Here is a 20,669-nt window from a genome sequence, read left to right as displayed (position 1 = left end):
AGGGGTTCTCCAAAGGTGGGGGCTGAGAGCCGCTTATATTTATTGCGAGCGCTCCCTTTCCTTCAATGATCCGTCCAGCGTTATAGAGTACTCCGTATACTTCTCTGTAACCCGGTCAAAAATTTGCAACCAGGAGAAAAACTCAGATTCTCTCGATTTCTTAGCAATATCTATCGCTAACTCTATCGCCTCTTCCTGGGTTTCAGCACTACCTCTATAACTCTCTACACCACCATTCATTAAGTGGACTCGATTAGCAAAAATCGCAAAACGATTCACTGCCTGGACTTTAATAGCTGACTCCATAGTATTTCTCCTAATTGGTTTTAGTCTGGCGCATTCCCCGATAAAGTTCTGTTTTCCCCTATTAGTTCACCTCTATAGTTGTTCTTGCTAGTGATGACTTCACGCTTTCGAAGTGAAGCCCCACTCCGCTGCATTTTCAGACATTATCATCGATATTCAGGCACAAGAACTCCAGGACCACAGAGTACGGAGCCTACGGCAATATGGAAAACAGGGTGAGGTGTATACGGCTCTTGCCCAGTTCATCCTGTCTAGCGGGACACTTTCAAAAAAGTAGAGGGGCGTTTCCGCATGGAAGTGCTGAGATGTCATACGATGACTTTAGTTAGACCGATCAATATGAATCGCGCTAGCACTCTCAATATCTTAGCTACCAAAAGTAGGGAAATTAGGGACACATCTCAGCAAAACTGTAGCTATATACGCCATGCGTATTGACACAACTAAGAGTCTGCAGCTAAATACTGTATAAAAATACACACAGCAACAGATTAATGCCCCTACCTCGTAGCACCCAGATTTCCCTAGATGCCACACCCTACTACCATTGTGTGTCCCGCTGTGTACGCAGAGCTTTTCTCTGTGGTAGAGATAGAGAGTCTGGCATTGACTATGAATATCGCCGCGAGTGGATTGAATCACGGATGCATAAGCTGAGTGAAATCTTTGCCCTTGATATCGCTGCTTATGCTGTAATGAGCAATCACTACCATGTCGTACTCTATATCGACAGAGAGACCGCTCTCAGCTGGCCTAACACTGAAGTCATTCTCCGCTGGCAAAAGCTCTTCAAAGTTTCCACTCTCGCGCTACGCTACTTGCGAGGTGATACACTCGATTACAGTGAGACGAACAAGCTCAATGAAGTCGTCACATTATGGCGGGAGCGCCTTATGGATATCAGCTGGTTTATGCGCTGCCTGAATGAGGCTGTCGCTCGCCAGGCCAATGCCGAAGACCATTGCACCGGCCGCTTCTGGGAGGGGCGCTTCAAATCCCAAGCTTTACTAGATGAAAGAGCCCTCGCCGCCTGCATGGTCTACATCGACCTCAACCCCATCCCTGCCAATATTGCCAAGACTCTTGAAGATTCTGACGGTATTTTTCAAGATAGTTGTCGCCTTTCATTGTTATGCAGCAGTCTTAGTTTCCGGCTCCGCTCCCTGTGGATTTAGCGCTACAGATCCTATCGGTCTCCAGTTCCTTGTATCTCCTGACCAACGCAGTGGATTTCTCTCACGCGCTAACTGATAGACCTTATTGCGATTCGACAACAGAACTGTATCCTTACCAGCATGCCTGTCTGCCGGAGTGACATAGCGGATGCCACTGTGCAGATGCTCATGGTTGTACCAGCGCATAAATTCCTCCACCCATTCTCTCGCTGCATTTAAGGAGTTAAATCCTTGTGATGGCCAGCTAGGACAGTATTTTACTGTACGGAACAGTGACTCTGAGTAGGGATTATCATTGCTAACCCGTGGGCGACTATGTGAAGTTTGAACCCCCAGGTCGTACAGCTTGGTTCGTAACGTTTGCGACTTCATCGGGGCACCATTGTCAGAGTGCAGCACTGGGGGGCTAGTAAAGCATTGCTCTCGGAGTATGGCCCTTTGCATCAGCGTGGCTGCATGCTCACCAGATTCACACTCATGCACCTCCCAGACCACGCCCTTACGACTATAAATATCCTCCACCAGATACAAGTAGTAATACTGCCCTTTAACTCTCGATGGTAGATAGGTTATATCCCACGACCAGACTTGATTGGGTGCTTCTGCCACATGAGTGGTAGGCGGCTTATACTTTTTCCTCGGCCGTGATCGCCCACGATGTTGTAGTTGTCCCGCAGCCTTCAATATCCGATAAAAGCTTGATTCTGAGGCTATATACTCACCGCAATCTGCTAGTGCAGGCACTATTTGCCCCGGCGGCTTACTGGCAAACTCTGGGCTATTGCACACGGCTAAAACAGTTTTTCGCTCTTCTTCCGTTAGCCTGTTTTTCGGTATTGGGCGTTGTGCATTGGGACGAAGATCCTCCTTTGCCCCCTCTTCACCTCTCCAGCGCTGCAAGGTGCGCAGACTGATGCCGGCCTCATCACAAGCCGGGGCTTTACGGGCACCGGCTGCCACGGCTTCTTCTATCCAGCCAATGAGTTGATGCCGCTCTGGGGCCGGAGTCAATCGTCCCCGCTGTCTACCTCTCCCCTGAGGGCATTCAACTTTTTTCTAAGCACCAGCAGCGCCGCTGTCTCAGCTAGCGCTTTCTCCTTGCGTCTGAGATCCCTCTCCAGCTCCTTGATACGCCGCTTAGCTTGCCGAGCCTCTTCACGCTCCCGTTTGCGTCGCTCAGCATCCGACAGCGTCCCTTCGATAAAGGCTGTCTTCCAGGCCTGCACCTGCTCGGGGTACAGCCCCTTACTACGGCAGTATTCACTGAGTTCAGCCTCGCTGAGCCTTGCTGTTTCAACGACGACAGCAAACTTAGCTTCTGCTGACCAATTTTCACTCTGCTTACCACTACCCGGCACAGGGACCCCCTTTTCTTTGGCTTCTTGGCGCCAATTGTACAAGGTAGCTTCACTAATGCCTTCCTCCACAGCAACCTCTGGGATAGGCCGATTATCCGGTGGCAGCAGCTTCTTAAGTACTGAGGCTTTGCGTTCTATTGAGTAACGGGGCATTTGCTCCTCTTACCGTCCCCTGTCTTACTTTTTCATTTTAAAGAGGCGACAACTATCCTGACACAGGGGGCTGATTACACATCAATCCAACAGCGTATTCGTGCGGCAATCTCCGGTGAACAACCCAAAAGCTTGCTGCCCCTGGTAGGTGGTGAGCGTCTAAACATGCCTAAAGGCCTACCTTTTCAGCTAGATCACTATTTGGAACTGGTAGACTGGAGCGGTCGACATTTGGACCCCAGAAAACGGGGCCTGATTGCCAAAGAAACGCCACCCATTCTGAAACGATTAGGTATCGCTCCCAAACACTGGCTTTGCCTCAACCGAAACTTTGAAAGTCGCTTTAAGGGCTTGGTAGGTTCAGTAGAGACTGTTCGACTGGCCTGTATCCGGCTCAACAAGCGCTGGGTACACGGTATAGGTGACTGTCAACACTTCCTCTCTTCAGCTTCCTGCTAATTCCTATCCAATCTCTCGATACCGCTACTCCCACTTTCTATCTACAAGCACCACTTTCGAGCTTCAACCTCAACTCTTCAAGGTTTCATCGCCCCCACTCCCTCAAGCAGAAAGAACAAGCCGTCAGAGATGGGCGCTAGCTCTATCACCAGCAGCCCTCTCTAATCTGTGGGTGTCCTAGATTGTTAGGTATGCAGGAAGCGCTACCCGACTGCAACCATACCCACAAGCACAAAGATAAATAGCACTATAATTAAAGGCCACCACATAAGAGCATACCCACGTGACATACACTCCTCCGCCAATTGGTTTAGCTTCTTATTTTTTTTAGCCCCATCTTTTAACCTTCTCTGACTCCCCTCCCTGAATAAATATATCTCAAAAAACCAAATACAAAACCAAACACCAAGAGGAAAGTAATGCTTATCCATGCCGAGCGAATCAAAATCTATACCAACAATAAAAAATAAAAGAAAATGTAAAAAAAGATAAACTATTGAAAAATAGACAAGTGCAACAGGAACGAGAGCTTTAAAGAGCATCCCACCTTGATGCTCGGCCATCCTAAACATAGGACCATGAGTAACCCACAGCAATCTCAATAGAAAAAACTTCACTTTTTAGCTAACCTTAAAAATATTTTTGAAATAAAAAAACAATCCTTTAAGCCCCTACCTCAAGGGGCCTAAAAGATCACATAAATATCATTTATGGGCCATTACTTAAATCCCATAAAATCATATTTGGCCTCAACTTCCTCACGTAATCGTAAATCTTCTTTAGAGAACTTATTTTTGGGTTCCATATCTATGACTTCATTAATAAGCCGCTGGCTGGCATCATCTAACCCATCATTTGAGAAAGAGTCATATGCTCGATATGTAAAATAGGCCGCTCCTCCTATCCAGCCTATAGGGCCCAATGCTAACATTGCCGTTCCAACCGCGGCATCAGCACCTGCCCAAAGGGCGGTATTTATTGCTCTTGCCTGATATTTTGTATTTCCAGTTTCGTAATATGCATGACTATCGGACATAATTGATGCAGTAGCAAGACTGAAAGATATAGGTTGAATTACTCTTTTACCAACTGTCTCCAGGGTACTCGTAACTTTTTTTGCCCCCGTCACAATTCCAGAAACTTCAGTAAAATCAAATGTCACTCTAGGAACGTTCTTTAAGGTAGCGTCATAGCTTGAGCTTATTGTTGGCATCTCAAATAAAGTAGGAATACTTGGCATTCGATATACATTCCCCTTCAAACTTAGGGTCGTTCTATCAGGGATACCTCCGATGATTCTAGCAACGAATTCTGTAGATTTCACAGAACTATCTAGCGCTGTCTGAACTGAAGCTGCGCTATAAATTGCATCAGCTACCCCTTCAGAATGCGCAGGGGGAGCAGTGATATAACCATCCCGCCACGGACCATATAAACTAGTTCCATCTAAGCGCTTCCCTTCACGTGCGAGCGCGACTGAGCGATAAAATATCGCATTATCATGCTCAGACTGCATCTCCGAAATCATATTCAGAGCCATCTGCCCATATTTACCTGGCTTGTATTCTCCTGCGATCAATCCATTAGCCAAGTTCTGCTGTTGAGCAGCTTTTGCAGCGGCAACCTTGCTTTTGCTAATCTGTGGGTGTCCTAGATAGCTAATCAATCAGATAGCCCTCTGCTAATCTGTGGGTGTCCTAGATTGCGAATCTATGGATGTCCTAGTTTGTGCCCTCTTACCGGGTAGAGGGCTTTCACCTCCAATCTTTTGCCGATTTATCTCGGCGCACTGGATGTCCTAGATTGCACTGGGTGTCCTAGGTGATTGCTAGATTCTGTTGCTTGGATAATATCAAGCTTGATCAAACATGCATCAAAACCTTGCAAGTCTTTAAAGGGGCCCCCTCTCTTTCGTTCAACATACCAAGCTTTATAAATAATTTTATCGCTCAACAAGACAGAGGGTTGCCTTCTAGGTTGAAGCCTATTATTTATACAAGGAGACGACCACCTGTATACAGAAAAAAACACTCCATCAAGGCTAGCAACAACCATCTGAGGCCCGTCAGGAGACTTTCTAGAAAATGGAATTGTACTGTAATGCGGAATACCCTCTGTGTATCGAACTTCACTTGCTCTCAGTTTGAGTAACTCCCTGTAATGACTTACCGAAGAGTAATCAACGATCAGCATCACAAAAAACAGCACAGTTAAAGCCCCAAGAACACCTATTAAAAACTTTACTGCCCCAAGCTCCCAGAGTCTATCCGACTTAACCTTAATAAAAAACAGGTACAGAAAAAAAGATAGAGTAATAGCTGCAGCTGCAGCCATTACTACCACCCATATACTATAACTAACCAAGTAACTTTCGTAACCACCTACTTCCACACCCATTCTCCACCATCAATTCCCATCATATTTTTAGGCGTTTGTACAGCCAATGCGTAGACTGCCTTACCAATCAATGTATTATCAGTATTTTCTGACCATGGTACATACTGCTTAGTTATATCAATATCTGAAACTAGATCGCCGAATCTATTTTTTAACTCATCATTACTTTTTGAATCATCTTCAAAAGTGAATCCTCCGGATACTCCAACCGTTATTGCATCAGCACGCCTCATAGCTTTCAGAGGGCCGCCCTCATAATCCCTCCCCTGCAGAATACTATTCTCATACCCCACCACCGCATCTAATCTTTTTCCTTTAAGCAGCTCCCCAATTTTCCCCTAAGATTTTTTTGACCAACCCATCTTTAACACCCAATTCGGCACTAGTGATCAATGCCTCTCCACCTTCTGCTGCATAACCTTCGAATTCCAAATCAGCTAGGGCGATATTAGTCTCTGCACCAGCGGCAAAACCAATAGTATTTAATGCCACACCAAATTCAAAGCCCGAAGAAACAAAGAATTTTCCATTTGAGTCCAATCCAAACATTCCTCCAGCATTCGAAGCAATTTTCAAAAATTGAAAATCAGCTGATCCACCGATTTCCCTAGATGCCACACCCTGCTACCATTGTGTGTCCCGCTGTGTACGCAGAGCTTTTCTCTGTGGTAGAGATAGAGAGTCTGGCATTGACTATGAATATCGCCGCGAGTGGATTGAATCACGGATGCATAAGCTGAGTGAAATCTTTGCCCTTGATATCGCTGCTTATGCTGTAATGAGCAATCACTACCATGTCGTACTCTATATCGACAGAGAGACCGCTCTCAGCTGGCCTAACACTGAAGTCATTCTCCGCTGGCAAAAGCTCTTCAAAGTTTCCACTCTCGCGCTACGCTACTTGCGAGGTGATACACTCGATCACAGTGAGACGAACAAGCTCAATGAAGTCGTCACATTATGGCGGGAGCGCCTTATGAATATCAGCTGGTTTATGCGCTGCCTGAATGAGGCTATCGCTCGCCAGACCAATGCCGAAGACCATTGCACCGGCCGCTTCTGGGAGGGGCGCTTCAAATCCCAAACTTTACTAGATGAAAGAGCCCTCGCCGCCCGGAGCCTACGGCAATATGGAAACAGGGTGAGGTGTATACGGCTCTTGCCCAGTTCATCCTGTCTAGCGGGACACTTTCAAAAAAGTAGAAGGGCGTTTCCGCATGGGAGTGCTGAGATGTCATACGATGACTTTAGTTAGACCGATCAATATGAATCGCGCTAGCACTCTCAATATCTTAGCTGCCAAAAGGCTTACTTTATCAAAGGTCTAAGGTGGCCCAGAGCTGCCGATAACTGACCTGTATGGCTATAAGCCGCAGGGTTACTGGGCTAAAACTGTCCGAAGTGTTGTTATTAGTTAGCACTTTGTTCACCGGGTTCTTCACTACTATGGATCTATCTGACTTCCTGAAGGCATAAATGTCCGGCCTTTGCCTAACTGGCCTCGCCGGACCCAACCCGTGCGGGACACGCACGAATCGCCTACAGGACCTCCCGAGTTCCACACAAAAGACATCAGTACATGCACCAGGTCTACTGACTCCGGAGATCGGGAAAGATACTCGCAAAAGCGTATCTTTCACCTATTGCCTTCCTCATCACCCAACAAAGTCGGCGATCTCCAGTTATGTTTTCGGAGCTCAATACTGAGCCTGTACCTTCCCCTGTCAACGCTTAACGCTGGCCGTTACCGAACAACGCTCATGACTCGGGGCCCCAGCGGTTTGCTAAACCTTACCGGGTAGAGGGCTTTCACCCCCAATCTTTTGCCGATTTATCTCGGCGCACTGGATGTCCAGAGTTATCTAAAGCCATGACTCTATAAATCCAAGTAAGGTCTCCCAGAGCTTTGCTGCGTTTGGGGGTCCGAGAAATCACTCTATCTACAATCATACTAAATCTTGACTACAACTATGAGCACACAAACAAATAGCACTATAATTGAAGACCACCACAAAAAAGCATACAAGCTCGACATACACTCCTCGGCCAGCCTGGCCATTTGCTTGTTTGTTTTAGTCTCTTCTTTTATTTTTTTTATATTTTCCTCTCTAAATATATACACTTCAAGAAACCAAAAACAACACCAAGAACCAACAAGCAAATAAAATCGCCCCATACCTGACAGCCTATATTCCACACCAAAAATAAAAAATGTTAGCACATGAAAAAAAATATGGATTATCGCAAAATAAACTAATGCAACTGGAAACAGAATCCTCAAGAGCATCGCCCCTTGATTTTCAGCCATTCTGAATATTGGACCATGAGAGATCCACAGCAATCTCAGCAAGAATAATTTCAATTATATATCCACCCTCAAAGAAATTATGTCATTATAACAAATCAATACTTCGGACAGTTTTAGAAAGCTGGCACTTTTAACTTATGAGGTTACAGCTTACCGAGACCTACCTTATTAAGCTGGCCCAAAGCTGCCGATAACTGACCTGTATGGCTGTAAGCCGCAGGGTTACCGAACTAAAACCACCCAAAGTGTTGACAAATAATAAAACCTCCCCTCCCCCGACTTAAGGGCTCGCAAAATCACCTGGATATTATTGACCACCCATCACTTAAACTCCATAAAACCTGCATTCAACTCTGAAACGCATCGCACTGGCGCTCTCAATATCTTAGCTGCCAAAAGTGGGGAATTTAGGAACACATCTCAGCAAAACGGGCGCTACATCAAGGTAACAGACCGCGATTGCACTTAGGGACTGAGTTAAAGGTCTATCAATCTGACAGGCGTAAAAATAGGACACCTGCCTCCGCCCCTGCAAGCGCTCTCATCTAATCTAATGTAAACACATCCCCTACCCGACCCTGTGAGCTACACCCATGAGAGATGTCGCCATTATTGCCTATTGTAGAACCGCCATCGCCAAAGCCCGACGGGGCGCCTTAAATGAAACCCACGGCATATCTATGGCTGCCCACGTGTTGAGAGAGGTGGTCTATAAAGCGGGTTTAACGCCACCAGAAGTGGAGGATATTGTATTGGGGTGCGGTTTACCCGAGGGGGCTACCGGGCACAATATCGCCCGCAATGCGGCACTATTTGCCGGATTTGGCTCTCAAATACCGGGCTTTACCATTAATCGGTATTGCGGGTCTGGGCTTAATGCCGCTTCCATTGTGGCCAATCGTATCGCCGCCGGTGAAATGCAAATCGGGATCGCAGGGGGAGTGGAGAGTATCAGCCTGGTACAGTTCAATTTGAACCTGAACCACTTTGTGTATGAGCCGCTACAAAAGAAAATACCGGCAGTTTGGTGGACCATGATTCAAACGGCAGACTATGTCGCCGATCAATACAATATCAGCCGGGAGGATCAAGACCGCTATGTTGTTGAATCGCAAAAACGTGTGGCGGAAGCTCGCAAGGCCGGTAAGTTTGCCGAGGAGATCACACCGTTTGATACCGTGATGGCGGTGAAAGATAGAGAGCGCGGCGAAATCAATCGTCTGAAAGTCACCCTGGCAGAGGATGAAGGTCCCCGCCCCAGTACCACAATGGAAGCTCTATCTGCCCTAGAGCCAGTAAACACAGGAGGAACGGTGACCGCCGGCAATGCATCACAGCTATCCGATGGCGCCGCCGCTGTAGTAATGATGGATGCAGAATTGGCCGCACAGAGAAACCTGCCTATTCTGGGGCTATTTCGCGGTATGCAACTTGCGGCTATAGCGCCGAAAGAGATGAGTATTGCGATAGCGCCAGCGGTCAATCGGCTGATGAAACACCACCAGCTGAGCCATGACATGATCGACCTTTGGGAGCTACATGAGGCATTTGCCGTAACCACCCTCTACAACCAAGCAGAACTAAATACCCCCTGGGAGATTACCAATGTCAACGGTGGCGCCATAGCACTGGGACACCCCTACGGCATGTCGGGTATCCGCTATTTAGGCTCAACCCTACTGGAATTGGGCCGGCGCGACGCCCACAGGGCGATCATTGGGGTCTGCACTGCCGGTGGCATGGCGACAGCCGCCTACCTAGAGCGTTGACTGACAACAAGACGACAACTTTTAGCAAAGCCGAGGTAGTGACAATCCTTTTCAGCCTAAAGGCTTTAGCGGCACTAGCAGCTAGGGAACGCCTTTGGAGACCGTCAGTATCGTCACTTCTGGTGGCACCAGAAAGCGCACCGGTAAAATACTGGTTCCCACCCCAGGGCTAACATAGAGGTGCTTTCCCTCCTCCACTTTATGCCCGATGGCAAAACGCTCTCCGTAGTGAGAGGGAACAATTGGGCGCCCAATCAGTGGCAAGTAAACCTGTCCACCATGGGTATGCCCCGCAACGGTTAGAGCAACACGGGCGGGAATCAGGGGGAATATGTCCGGGTTGTGGGTAAAAGCCAACACAGACTCCCCCTCCTGTACATCGCTCATTGCCTTAGCAATATCGTGGGGCCCTTCCCAGAAATCACTGATACCTACAAGGCGGAGCTTGCAATTACCCTCTGCGATCAGCCTGGAGCGATCCTCCAGTACGGGAATACCGCGCTGTGAAAATGCTGAGGCCACACGCGCGGCATCCAGCCACCAGTCGTGATTGCCTAATACCGCATACACCCCCATCGGCGCCCTGAGTGTTTTGAGGATTTGTGCTGCATCTTCCGGTGTCACAAAGGAGCCCCCAACAACTCCCTGAATAACAAAGTCTCCAGGTAGTAAAATAAGGTTGGGCTTACTTTTGTTAACGGCGATAACTAATTCACGCAAACTCTTGCGGCCTTTATAAGGCGCCCCTACATGCAGATCAGCAAGCACGGCTATCCTGAGCCCGTTACATGCCTCGGGCCAAGTCTCCACCAAAACTCTATCTTCTTTAATTCTTAAGCTTGCCGGCTCGATAAAAAATGCCCAAGCGGCCAGCAACAGGCCGATACAACATAAGACGATAAAAGTTATACGTAGTTTTGTTAACGCTACCACAGCCACCTCTGCTAGGAAGGCCCCGAATAATTACAGAATTACTCAGGGCGTTTCTAGTAATTTTCATCTGTTTGCGCGGCAATTATGACAGTAGAAAACCATAAGTGCTCACGAAATATCGCAGGCTTTGTCGCAATGACTTGAGAGGTTCCAACTACGTATCTATCCGCTTGATCTACTTATCAAGTCTTCAACTGATATCTGTGTGGTTTTCGAGGAGCTCCTTTGATTACAGCAGGCAAGAATATCACGGGCAAATAGCATGGAACTGCTCTAGAGGTGTACCGGAATAAAATCGAAAATTGTTCTTAGGGCAGATAGGCTTGAGAGGGAGCCCCACCTATTCTTATAGGCGAGCATCCCGGCAATTTCATCAGTTTTGCAAGCCATACTCTCCTTGCCGCGCAGAGTGTGAACCCCGCTCCAAAGTGAGCCTCAATAAAGACACAGCTCTCACATTGAGGCTACTTGACTCTATAGTTACTATAGGTAGGGACTGTAATACTGGCTCACCGACTGATCTATCCGAGAATGAATCATGGTCAAGCGCGATTCCAGTTGCGGCTGCGGCGGAGCTACCCAAACCGCAGCCACAACACCGGTTCACAATATCAATAATAACAGCGACAAAGGGGATCTATCCCTGTTCTCCATCAGCAAGATGGACTGCCCCACCGAAGAGGGCTTGATACGCGCCAAGCTCTCCGGCATGCAGGGCATTTACCAGCTGGACTTTAATCTGGTCCAGAGAATCTTACAGGTACGCCACGCCCCCGGTCTGGAAAGCAAAATCCTAAACACCCTTGGTCCCCTAGATCTAGATGCGCGCCTGGCCACCGAGAAAGATATAGATTCTGCCCCTCCCAGCACCCAGGCGAACTGGTGGCTACTGGGCGGCGCTGGCTTGGCAGCGATTGCTTCAGAGATCACATCCTGGCTGTTGGGGAGCCACAACTGGCTAGTGATGGTTCTGGCCTTGGCCGCTATCGCAGGCGGCGGACTCACGACTTATAAAAAAGGCTGGATTGCACTCAGCAATCGCAACCTAAATATGAATGCGCTGATGTCCATCGCGGTTACCGGCGCCCTCCTCATCGGCCACTGGCCCGAAGCGGCAATGGTGATGGTGCTATTCACTTTGGCGGAGTTAATTGAAGCCAAATCCCTGGATCGCGCCCGCAATGCCATTCGTGAACTGATGAACCTGGCCCCTGAGACTGCCACAGTGCAGGGGCCAGATGGCGAGTGGGTTTCCATGTCCGCCAAGTCCGTTCCCCTCGGTGCAATGATCCGAGTGCGCCCCGGGGAGCGAATCGCCTTGGATGGGAGGGTCACTCGCGGGAATTCAGCCGTCAATCAAGCTCCAATTACCGGGGAGAGCCTCCCCGTCGACAAAGGCCCCGGGGATGAACTCTTCGCTGGCAGTATCAACGAGTCCGGAGCACTTGAGTACCAATCTACCGCCGCAGCCAACGATGCCCTACTCGCCCGAATTATTCACGCTGTAGAGGCCGCACAGGGCAGCCGCGCACCCACCCAGCGCTTTGTCGATCAGTTCGCCCGCTGGTATACGCCTCTGGTATTTGCTGTTGCCCTGGCAACGGCGCTAATACCACCACTGTTTTTCGCCGGCAGTTGGATGGAGTGGGTCTATCGCGCGCTCGTACTACTGGTTATCGCCTGCCCCTGCGCACTGGTGATCGCAACACCTGTCACCATTGTCAGCGGCTTGGCCTCCGCAACCCGCCACGGTATCTTGATAAAAGGCGGAGCCTATCTCGAGCAGGGACGCCACCTTCGCTGGCTGGCACTAGATAAAACCGGCACCCTCACTCAGGGCCGGCCTACCGTTACAGACTTCAAAATGATAGCGCCGATGCCTGCGGAGGAGGTGCAAATATTAGCCGCCAGCCTCGCCGAGCGCTCAGATCACCCGGTATCCAAGGCCGTGCTGGAGTTCGCCCAGATCCCCCACGACCGCTTAGCGGAGATAGAGGCTTTTGAAGCCCTGGCCGGGCGCGGCGTTAGGGGTCGGATTCACGGGGAGCCCTGCTACCTGGGCAATCACCGCCTTGTTGAAGAGCTGGGCGCCTGCTCCGCTGATCTGGAACAGCAGCTGCGAGCCCTCGAAGCAGAGGGAAAAACGGTCGTAATGCTGATCCAAGGGCACACCGTACTGGCAATGTTTGCCGTTGCAGATACCGTAAAGGACTCGAGCCGGCAGGCCATCGATAGCCTACACAGACTGGGCGTAAAAACACTGATGCTCACCGGAGACAACCAGCACACCGCAGACGCTATTGCCGGGCAAGTCGGCATCGACCGTGCCCAAGGCAACCTACTACCGGAGGATAAACTGCGTGAAATCGAAGCTCTGGCAGGGAGGGGCCGGGTTGGAATGGTGGGTGATGGTATTAACGATGCCCCCGCCCTAGCCCGCGCCGATATCGGTTTTGCCATGGGCGCGACAGGAACCGATACGGCAATAGAAACCGCCGATGTCGCCTTGATGGATGACAATCTGGGCAAGATTGCCACCTTTATTCAGCTATCCCGCTCCACCGCTCATATCCTATGGCAAAACATTATCCTGGCACTGGGGATTAAAGCCGCCTTTCTCGCACTTGCCTTTGCCGGGGAGGCAACTATGTGGATGGCTGTTTTTGCCGATATGGGCACCAGTTTATTAGTCGTCTTTAATGGGCTCCGGGTGATGAGAAAATAATTAACCCCAACGTATTAATTAGTGCTGCTGAGCGGTGTCGCCAAGCTATCCTCAGCATCATTCACAGCACCAATAAATTCTGCCGGTTGATTATCTCCGATATAAATCGTTCTTACCTGCCCACCTTGCCCGTTTAGCTCGATAAGAACATTTGGGTTATAAAATGGATGTGGCCCAGGGGCACAACCCTCTAATTAGAATGTAAACTGCATTCCTTGCTTCAAATAGACCGCTTATCCCGAACAACTTCTTTCTTAATGTAAATTCCCAACCTTTTGGCGAGACGCACCAGGTTCCCCCGGTCCGCTGACAATAATTTTGCCGCTCTACTCCAGTTGCCATCGGTCTCAGCCAGGGCTTGCCCAATAAGCTCACGCTGATAGTTGTCAGTTTCCGCCCTGAGATCAATAGCCTCAGACAGCAGTGCTACCGGTTTTTTCGCCGCCACTTGAACAACTTGATCATCCGGAATTTCAATTTGCGTTGCGGTAATTGCAACGATAGCTTCTGGGGAACTCCCTTTTCGGGCCCGAAGAGCTGCGCGGCTGATAATATGCTCCAGCTCGCGAACATTACCCGGCCAAGCGTACCGCTTTAGCTTGTTGGTGGCCTCTGTACTGAGGCGCAACTGGCGAAAGCCCAGTTTTCTGCGCGAGCGCTCCAAAAAGTAATCGGCCAGCAGCAGAACATCATTGTCCCTGCGACACAGGGGCGGAACCTCTAAAGGATATACGGAGAGCCGGTGGTAAAGATCAGCGCGGAAAGTCCCCCCTTCAATCCCCTTGCGCAGGTCCCGATTGGTCGCTGCTACAATACGTACATCCACATGTTGCACCGTATCCTTACCCACCGGCTGAATTTCACCACTTTGCAATACCCGCAACAATTTACTCTGTACGACAAGCGGCAGCTCACCAACCTCATCCAGGAAAATAGTGCCCCCATTCGCCAGTAAAAATTTACCGGGCCTTTCGCGATCGGCACCGGTGAAGGCGCCTTTTGAATGGCCAAAGAGCTCCGCCTCCGCCAGGGTTTCAGTGAGGGAGGCGCAATTTAAATAGACTAACGGCTTCTCCTTACGAGCCGATAAACGGTGAACCGTGCGGGCCACCAACTCCTTTCCCACCCCCGTCTCGCCGAGAATCAGCACGTTATAATCCGACCCCGCGACCAGTTCTATTTCACTGCGCAGCGCCTGCATTTCCGTGCTCTCCCCAATCAACTCACCCCCATCGCGCTCCAGCGCCTGCTGGGTTAGGTCTCTCACCAATTGTTCAGCATGCTCAGCGGAGTGCGACAGCGCTTTGAGTTCGAGGGCAGTACGCAAAGTGGCCGCAGACAATGCAGCTATTAACTCCAGGGTTCGATCACTGATTCGGGCATAGGCATCTGCTGACATACTGTCCACTGTTACCAGTCCAATCAGGTGATTGTCCGAATAGAGCGGCAGCCCCATGCAGGAGTGCACAGGAAGATCGCCCTCCCGATCTAAAAGCAGGCCGTCAAAGGGGTCTGGCAGCTGGCAGTCTGAAGGGAAGCGTACCGGGTGTTCCGAGGCACAAATCTGCGCAAGTCGCGGGTGCTCCTCAATCACAAACCGCCGCCCCAGTGTTCGCCGGGCAAGCCCCTGTACCGCAAGGGGGCTAAGTGTATCGCCGTTGAGGCCGAGCAGGGCAACCGCATCACATTTGATCGCCTTGCGGATAGTAGATAGCAAACGCTCAAAGCGATCGCTGTTGTTAAGGCTGTTGGCCAAATCCAGGGCCACTTCAAGTAAAAGAGTTGCGTTAGTATCGACCATAGCTATGTAAGTCAAAAGGACCTTTACGTGTCATTATGACACGAATAAAAAATAGGTCAATTTGACACACAAGTCTTACAAACAGCTTATAACTCTTTGTTTTTATTGACTTTTTATGGTTGGCATAACAGTTGCTCTAGTTAGTTTGACGCCGTTTGCTACTAGAGACCGATATGCTGAATACAGAAAATCCCCTCCTGCATAAGCGCTTCAAATTATTGCTAAAAGCCGGAAACTTTACCCTGCTGCTGTCAGTCCCGCTGTTGATTCTAACGATCGTAATTTGCTACCCACTATCACATCTGTTTTCCATTCCCATACAGGTCGCAGGTCATATCTTTATGGTAATTAGTGCGACATTTTTAAAGCTGGGCTATATAGGCCGTGTGGTCGCGCAATACAATCTCAATTTAGAGGTTCGCTGACCAACCGCCTCTCCTTCTGGCTAACCGTGTGAATTGTGGGCCTTGCAGTCTCAATTCACACCTTTAAAGCTTGCTCGACAACTCGCGGATTTCATGATTCAGAATACGGTCGTTTTGACTGTAATCCATAGGGATATCGACCAGGTGGACACCCCCCGTCCGGCAACACATTTCAATCACCGGTTTTAATTCGTCGGTGGCCGCGATCCTATGGCCATGGGCACCATAGGATTTTGCATAATCGACAAAATCGGGATTACCAAAATCCAGGCCAAAATCATTAAACTCCATCATCGCCTGCTTCCATTTGATCATTCCATAGGCATCATCGCGCAAAATAAGTACGATAAGATCGAGCTGTAGACGAACCGCCGTCTCAATCTCCTGGGAATTCATCATAAAGCCCCCATCCCCGCAAATAGCGACAACGCGCCGATCTGGATACACCAGCTTAGCGGCCATCGCCGAGGGCAAACCCGCCCCCATAGTTGCCAGAGCATTGTCGAGCAGTACGGTATTCGGTGCCAACGCGGGATAATTGCGGGCAAACCATATTTTGAACATGCCATTATCCAAGGCAATAATCCCCTTCTCCGGCATTACCTCGCGCAAGTCCTTCACCAGTCGCTGCGGGCAAATCGGGAAAGTGGCGTCCTTTGAACTCTCCTGGATATGGTTTTGAAGTGCCGTGCGGATGCGACGTGCGTCGGTAAAGCTCCAATGTTCCTGGGGCTCCAGATGCTGGTCGAGCTGCCATAAGCTGTTGGCGATATCCCCCACGACCTCAATCTGTGGAAAATAGACCGGGTCTACCTGCGCGGAATTAAAGTTGATATGTACAACCTCCGGACCACCAGGGCGCATAAAGAAAGGGGGCTTTTCAACAACATCGTGGCCCACATTAATAATCAGATCGGCCTGTTCAATCGCCCGATGTACAAAGTCCCCATCGGAAAGTGCGGTATTGCCGATAAAGTGCGAGCCTGATTCATCAATCACCCCCTTCCCCATCTGAGTTGTCACTACTGGAATAGCGAGCTTATCGACAAACTTGCGCAACATCGTAGCGGTCAGTTTACGATTTGCACCGGCTCCCACCAACAGCAGCGGCTTGCGCGCAGCGGCGATGGCCCCTGCGGCTTTGCGCACCGCCTTTTCCTCTGCGACCGGTCGGCGTATATAGCTGGGCTCCAATACCGGCATACTGGATTGTTCGCGGGCAATATCCTCGGGGAACTCCAAGTGGGTAGCTCCCGGCCGCTCCTCTTCCGATTGTCGGAAGGCCTCGCGAACCTGAGCTGGCACATAATCACCGCCCACGATCGTCTTGGTAAATTTGGTCAGCGGTCGCATCATATCGACGATATCAATAATCTGAAACTGCCCCTGCTTGGAACTCTTAATCGGTTTTTGACCGGTAATCATCACCATCGGCATGCCGCCGAGCTGGGCATAGGCCGCAGCGGTCACCAGGTTCGTGGCACCGGGACCCAGTGTCGACATACATACACCCGGCTTGCCGGTAAGACGGCCATAGGTTGCAGCCATAAAGCCTGCACCCTGTTCATGGCGCGTGACTATCAACTGAATTTTTGAACCACGTAAAGACTCCAACAGATCCAGGTTTTCCTCCCCCGGAATTGCGAAGATATACTCCACTCCCTCTCTCTCAAGGGCGCGAATAAAAAGGTCTGATGCTTTCATGGGGAAAGGCTCCTGTAGTTCCGCGCCTCTGGCGTGCAGATTAGCGCTAAAAGCGCAGCTCTAGTAACGACTTTGCGCTATAAGCTCAATTACCCGGACACCTCTATCGCACAACCCAGCTTATAGGCCTGCCAGTTTGCACCCTGGAGCGCCGCTCACAGGGTGGCTTGGCTATGGATTGCTAAGATCAGCCTCAGGGAAATTCAATCGCTTGCGCACCGCTACCCCCTATTCACTTCGTGACAGCGAGCGCCCTTATAAGCCGTGAATCACTGCCTCTGTTGTATGACACCGGATGATAAGAGTTGCAAATGAAATCTCGCTCAGAAGGCGCTGAAAAACACTGGGTTCTTTCACTTGCGGCTCTCGGAGTTGTTTTTGGTGATATCGGCACCAGTCCACTCTATGCCTTCAAGCTGATCTTCCACCCCAGATATGGAATCCCCCATAACAGCGAGACCATTATCGGTGGAGTATCTGCGGTGTTCTGGGCACTTACCCTTATCGTCACTATTAAGTACGTGATATTGGTAATGCGACTGGACAACCGGGGGGAAGGCGGAATCATGGCGCTGATGACGCTAGCCCTCGAAGCAACAGAGGGGCGGAAATCACTGAGAAAGCTCATTATCGGTAGCGGAATCTGTGGTGCCGCACTTTTTTTTGGCGATGCGGTTATTACCCCGGCCATCTCCGTTCTCTCCGCAATTGAAGGCCTGGAAATCGTCAACGGGACACTTAAACCGTTCATCCTTCCTATCTCTATCGGCGTACTCTTTGGATTGTTTTTTGTACAGCACTTTGGCACCGAAACCGTGGGAAAACTATTTGGCCCCATCACCGCCATTTGGTTTTTAATTTTACTGATCACAGGGCTTTTTTGGGTGATACAGAATCCCATTATCCTCCTCTCGATCAATCCCCTACATGCCGTGAGGTTCCTCAGTGACCACGGCATGGCCTCATTCTGGATTCTGGGTGCCGTATTGCTCGTATTTACCGGGGGCGAGGCCCTGTATACCGACATGGGCCACTTCGGCCGCACACCTATACGCATAGTCTGGATAGGGCTAGTATTCCCCGCCCTGGTACTGAACTACATGGGACAGGGCGCACTGCTGATAAGCGATACTTCAGCGGTAGATAACCCCTTCTATCGGATGTACCCAGAGTGGGCCCTCTACCCGATGATTGTTCTCGCAACCGCAGCCACCTGCATCGCCTCCCAGGCGTGCATCTCGGGGACTTTCTCTCTGGTAAAACAGGGCACTCAGCTTGGCATGATGCCCCGCTTCGCAGTTCGCCACACCTCATCATCGCTAGCGGGGCAAGTTTATATGCCTGGCGTCAACTACCTGTTAATGTCAGCGGTCATTCTCGTAGCGGTTCTCTTCGGCAGCTCCACACACTTGGCCGGTGCCTATGGCGTCTCAGTCAGTGGTACCATGCTCATCACCTCCTGCATGGCAGCGGTTGTGTATCGCCATCACCTCAAATACAACCTGGCCATTTGCCTTGTCGCGGGATCTTGCTTCGCCCTTATTGACTTTGCTTTTGTACTCTCTAATTTGGCCAAGATAGGCCATGGCGGTTGGTTTTCTATTAGCCTTGCCGGGTTTATTACCTTGCTGATCGTAACCTGGCGCGACGGCAAAAAAGCCATTGGCCGCTATATGGAAAGCAAAAACTACAAATTAGAACCCTACCTACACTCACTACTTGAAAACCCTCCCCTGCGAGTACCGGGAACAGCGATTTTTGTCAGTTCCAATCAGCTATATGTTCCCCACGCCTTGATTTATAACTTAAGGCACAACAGTGTTCTACATGAAAACAACCTTTTTCTTACCGTTACAGCAGCCAACACACCAAAAGTCATGCTAAAAAATCGTGTGATTATTAGTGACCTGGGAGGCGGGTGCCTCAGGTTGATATTGCGATATGGCTATATGGAAAACCCAAATATTGAAAAAACGCTAAACAAACTTAAAAAGATGCACTTGTTAGATATAGACCCCAATAAAGCCTCCTTTTTCACTTGCCGCTACAATATATTCCCCGTTAAACGTGGCTATAGTGAGATGGCAAATTGGCGAGAGCGCATTTTTGCCGCTATGGTGCGAAATGCAAGCAGTACAATTAATTATTATCGCATCCCAGCTCATCGGACGGTCGAGGTGCAGGAGAACATAGAAATTTAACGCCACGCGCCACCTTGGTTTTTGAAAATCCTCTGAAAAAATTTGCACCCCATCCCTTTACATCTCCACCACTTTCACCCCTGCGCGCCCTATAAGCTACACCCTCGCTAAACCGGGGGAGATTTTTCATGATGATTATACTCAGGAGTTTTTGCTTTCATTGCCTGCGATCACTGAAGGGAAGGCTGTTTTTACTTTCACGATCCGCTCAAAATCATATTGATTTCACGAGTTTTATAAACCTCAGGTAGTCTAATAACTTTGCATATATCAACGGAGAACCGGTAGAAAATGTCAATAGCAGACTTAAAAGAAAAGCTGCAAACCAATTGCTTGGTGGCACTGGCAGACACCCATACTCAAGCTAATGCTCGCGAAGATGCCCGGGAACTCATTAATAGTGGGCTAGTGAAAATATTCTTTATTGAATACCAGTTCAGCGCCGACTCAAATAATGGAGCCATTGCCAATGAGTACGGAGCAAAGCTAAATGCAGCAATCTCTGAAATGCTCGACCTTAAAGTTTCCTATGAAAAAGCATTAGAGATTTTAAACACAGGTGGCTACTTTAGACTATTAAACTCGACAGATTCAGAACCTTCCCTAAAGGAATTGACCGCTAGAGCAATAGGAATGGGGGTACAAGTCTTGGCCTGCGACAAAGACTACCAGGACACTCAGGAGGAGTTAAACAAAAAGAATTGTGGCGCCTTATCCCTTGCCTCACCTACCGCTATAGAAATAAGAGATGAATTTGCATCTGACACCATATCCAATTACTTGAAAGTTGGCACCAACGTTGAGACAGGCCGCTTGATGCTATGGGGAGCCGGACACTTCACAGAGAATGCCCCAACTGAGAAGTTCCCGGATGCTCGCCTACAGACTCTTTTGGCGAACAAGGGTGTAGATCCTATACATATAGAAGAATAAAAAAACGGATAGGTCGCCGTAA

At 49.4% G+C, this 20,669-nt stretch carries 19 protein-coding genes; 8 read left to right on the top strand and 11 right to left on the bottom strand.

All coding sequences use genetic code 11. The features are described from left to right. Positions 1-39: 39 nt before the first annotated feature. Positions 40-306, bottom strand: coding sequence for a hypothetical protein (locus tag ACJJIK_RS03670; RefSeq protein WP_444944241.1), 267 nt, complete (start codon positions 304-306; stop codon positions 40-42). A gap of 494 nt (positions 307-800) precedes the next feature. Here ACJJIK_RS03670 and ACJJIK_RS03665 point away from each other — a divergent pair, with 494 nt between their 5' ends. Continuing rightward, positions 801-1,481 carry a transposase gene (locus ACJJIK_RS03665; protein WP_444944240.1) on the top strand — a complete coding sequence of 227 codons (681 nt, stop codon included), beginning with the start codon at positions 801-803 and terminating at the stop codon, positions 1,479-1,481. Here the strand turns inward: ACJJIK_RS03665 and ACJJIK_RS03660 are convergent. Then, positions 1,437-2,992 (bottom strand): IS3 family transposase gene (locus ACJJIK_RS03660; RefSeq protein WP_444944239.1). Its coding sequence is split into 2 segments (ribosomal slippage): positions 1,437-2,507 and positions 2,510-2,992, totalling 1,554 coding nucleotides; the frame shifts between segments, so codons are not numbered across the junction. The genes ACJJIK_RS03665 and ACJJIK_RS03660 overlap by 45 nt on opposite strands. On the opposite strand from ACJJIK_RS03660, the gene ACJJIK_RS03655 reads away from it, so the two are divergent. Continuing rightward, positions 2,993-3,451, top strand: coding sequence for a hypothetical protein (locus tag ACJJIK_RS03655; RefSeq protein ID WP_444944238.1), 459 nt, complete (start codon positions 2,993-2,995; stop codon positions 3,449-3,451). 203 nt (positions 3,452-3,654) lie between these two features. Here the strand turns inward: ACJJIK_RS03655 and ACJJIK_RS03650 are convergent, their stop codons facing one another. From ACJJIK_RS03650 to ACJJIK_RS03630, 5 genes are all read right to left on the bottom strand, one after another. Continuing rightward, on the bottom strand, positions 3,655-4,068 hold the full coding sequence (locus ACJJIK_RS03650) for a hypothetical protein (RefSeq protein ID WP_444944237.1): 414 nt from the start codon (positions 4,066-4,068) through the stop codon (positions 3,655-3,657). Positions 4,069-4,169: 101 nt separating this feature from the next. After that, entirely contained in the window at positions 4,170-5,117 is a 948-nt protein-coding gene (locus ACJJIK_RS03645; protein WP_444944236.1) for a hypothetical protein, read from the bottom strand. A gap of 110 nt (positions 5,118-5,227) precedes the next feature. Next, positions 5,228-5,842 carry a hypothetical protein gene (locus tag ACJJIK_RS03640; RefSeq protein WP_444944235.1) on the bottom strand — a complete coding sequence of 205 codons (615 nt, stop codon included), beginning with the start codon at positions 5,840-5,842 and terminating at the stop codon, positions 5,228-5,230. Then, the gene (locus ACJJIK_RS03635; RefSeq protein ID WP_444944234.1) at positions 5,833-6,141 is read right to left on the bottom strand and encodes a hypothetical protein; all 309 of its coding nucleotides are present in this window, start codon (positions 6,139-6,141) and stop codon (positions 5,833-5,835) included. The genes ACJJIK_RS03640 and ACJJIK_RS03635 overlap by 10 nt, the downstream gene beginning before the upstream one ends. Before the next feature lie 22 nt (positions 6,142-6,163). Then, entirely contained in the window at positions 6,164-6,466 is a 303-nt protein-coding gene (locus ACJJIK_RS03630; protein WP_444944233.1) for a hypothetical protein, read from the bottom strand. Between the two features lie 16 nt (positions 6,467-6,482). On the opposite strand from ACJJIK_RS03630, the gene ACJJIK_RS03625 reads away from it, so the two are divergent. Continuing rightward, positions 6,483-7,103, top strand: a complete 621-nt coding sequence (locus tag ACJJIK_RS03625; RefSeq protein ID WP_444944232.1) for a nitrogen fixation protein NifB — start codon at positions 6,483-6,485, stop codon at positions 7,101-7,103. 696 nt (positions 7,104-7,799) lie between these two features. Here ACJJIK_RS03625 and ACJJIK_RS03620 read toward each other — a convergent pair. Continuing rightward, positions 7,800-8,210 carry a hypothetical protein gene (locus ACJJIK_RS03620; RefSeq protein ID WP_444944231.1) on the bottom strand — a complete coding sequence of 137 codons (411 nt, stop codon included), beginning with the start codon at positions 8,208-8,210 and terminating at the stop codon, positions 7,800-7,802. A gap of 539 nt (positions 8,211-8,749) precedes the next feature. On the opposite strand from ACJJIK_RS03620, the gene ACJJIK_RS03615 reads away from it, so the two are divergent. Beyond that, complete coding sequence (locus ACJJIK_RS03615; protein WP_444931123.1) at positions 8,750-9,925, top strand: thiolase family protein; 1,176 nt, start codon at positions 8,750-8,752, stop codon at positions 9,923-9,925. 81 nt (positions 9,926-10,006) lie between these two features. On the opposite strand, the gene ACJJIK_RS03610 is transcribed toward ACJJIK_RS03615, so the two are convergent. After that, complete coding sequence (locus ACJJIK_RS03610) at positions 10,007-10,693, bottom strand: metallophosphoesterase (RefSeq protein ID WP_444944230.1); 687 nt, start codon at positions 10,691-10,693, stop codon at positions 10,007-10,009. A gap of 703 nt (positions 10,694-11,396) precedes the next feature. Between ACJJIK_RS03610 and ACJJIK_RS03605 the strand changes: the two genes are divergently transcribed. Next, entirely contained in the window at positions 11,397-13,583 is a 2,187-nt protein-coding gene (locus tag ACJJIK_RS03605) for a heavy metal translocating P-type ATPase (RefSeq protein WP_444944229.1), read from the top strand. A gap of 220 nt (positions 13,584-13,803) precedes the next feature. Here ACJJIK_RS03605 and norR read toward each other — a convergent pair whose 3' ends face one another. Further along, positions 13,804-15,399 (bottom strand): nitric oxide reductase transcriptional regulator NorR, encoded by a 1,596-nt coding sequence (gene norR, locus ACJJIK_RS03600; RefSeq protein ID WP_444944228.1) that lies wholly within the window; start codon positions 15,397-15,399, stop codon positions 13,804-13,806. Between the two features lie 158 nt (positions 15,400-15,557). On the opposite strand from norR, the gene ACJJIK_RS03595 reads away from it, so the two are divergent. Beyond that, positions 15,558-15,809, top strand: a complete 252-nt coding sequence (locus tag ACJJIK_RS03595; RefSeq protein ID WP_444931127.1) for a hypothetical protein — start codon at positions 15,558-15,560, stop codon at positions 15,807-15,809. 63 nt (positions 15,810-15,872) lie between these two features. Here the strand turns inward: ACJJIK_RS03595 and ACJJIK_RS03590 are convergent, their stop codons facing one another. Further along, positions 15,873-17,513, bottom strand: coding sequence for an acetolactate synthase large subunit (locus ACJJIK_RS03590; RefSeq protein ID WP_444931128.1), 1,641 nt, complete (start codon positions 17,511-17,513; stop codon positions 15,873-15,875). Between the two features lie 311 nt (positions 17,514-17,824). Here ACJJIK_RS03590 and ACJJIK_RS03585 point away from each other — a divergent pair, with 311 nt between their 5' ends. Continuing rightward, positions 17,825-19,714: a potassium transporter Kup gene (locus tag ACJJIK_RS03585; RefSeq protein WP_444944227.1), complete on the top strand. Its 1,890-nt coding sequence runs from the start codon at positions 17,825-17,827 to the stop codon at positions 19,712-19,714. A 291-nt stretch (positions 19,715-20,005) separates the two neighbouring features. Beyond that, positions 20,006-20,647: a hypothetical protein gene (locus ACJJIK_RS03580; RefSeq protein ID WP_444931130.1), complete on the top strand. Its 642-nt coding sequence runs from the start codon at positions 20,006-20,008 to the stop codon at positions 20,645-20,647. Positions 20,648-20,669: the final 22 nt, after the last annotated feature.

It is taken from the genome of Microbulbifer regidiadema (SeqCode), assembly GCF_052466995.1.
The sequence above is the reverse complement of the archived record's forward strand: the minus strand, read 5'-3'. Positions and strand labels throughout refer to the sequence as shown.

Bases quoted from the DNA above. Each gene is read 5' to 3' on its own strand.
- ACJJIK_RS03605 (WP_444944229.1), top strand. From the start codon at position 11,397: ATGGTCAAGCGCGATTCCAGTTGCGGCTGCGGCGGAGCTACCCAAACC.
- ACJJIK_RS03580 (WP_444931130.1), top strand. From the start codon at position 20,006: ATGTCAATAGCAGACTTAAAAGAAAAGCTGCAAACCAATTGCTTGGTG.
- ACJJIK_RS03670 (WP_444944241.1), bottom strand. From the start codon at position 306: ATGGAGTCAGCTATTAAAGTCCAGGCAGTGAATCGTTTTGCGATTTTT.
- ACJJIK_RS03585 (WP_444944227.1), top strand. From the start codon at position 17,825: ATGAAATCTCGCTCAGAAGGCGCTGAAAAACACTGGGTTCTTTCACTT.
- ACJJIK_RS03665 (WP_444944240.1), top strand. From the start codon at position 801: ATGCCCCTACCTCGTAGCACCCAGATTTCCCTAGATGCCACACCCTAC.
- ACJJIK_RS03615 (WP_444931123.1), top strand. From the start codon at position 8,750: ATGAGAGATGTCGCCATTATTGCCTATTGTAGAACCGCCATCGCCAAA.
- ACJJIK_RS03595 (WP_444931127.1), top strand. From the start codon at position 15,558: ATGCTGAATACAGAAAATCCCCTCCTGCATAAGCGCTTCAAATTATTG.
- ACJJIK_RS03590 (WP_444931128.1), bottom strand. From the start codon at position 17,513: ATGAAAGCATCAGACCTTTTTATTCGCGCCCTTGAGAGAGAGGGAGTG.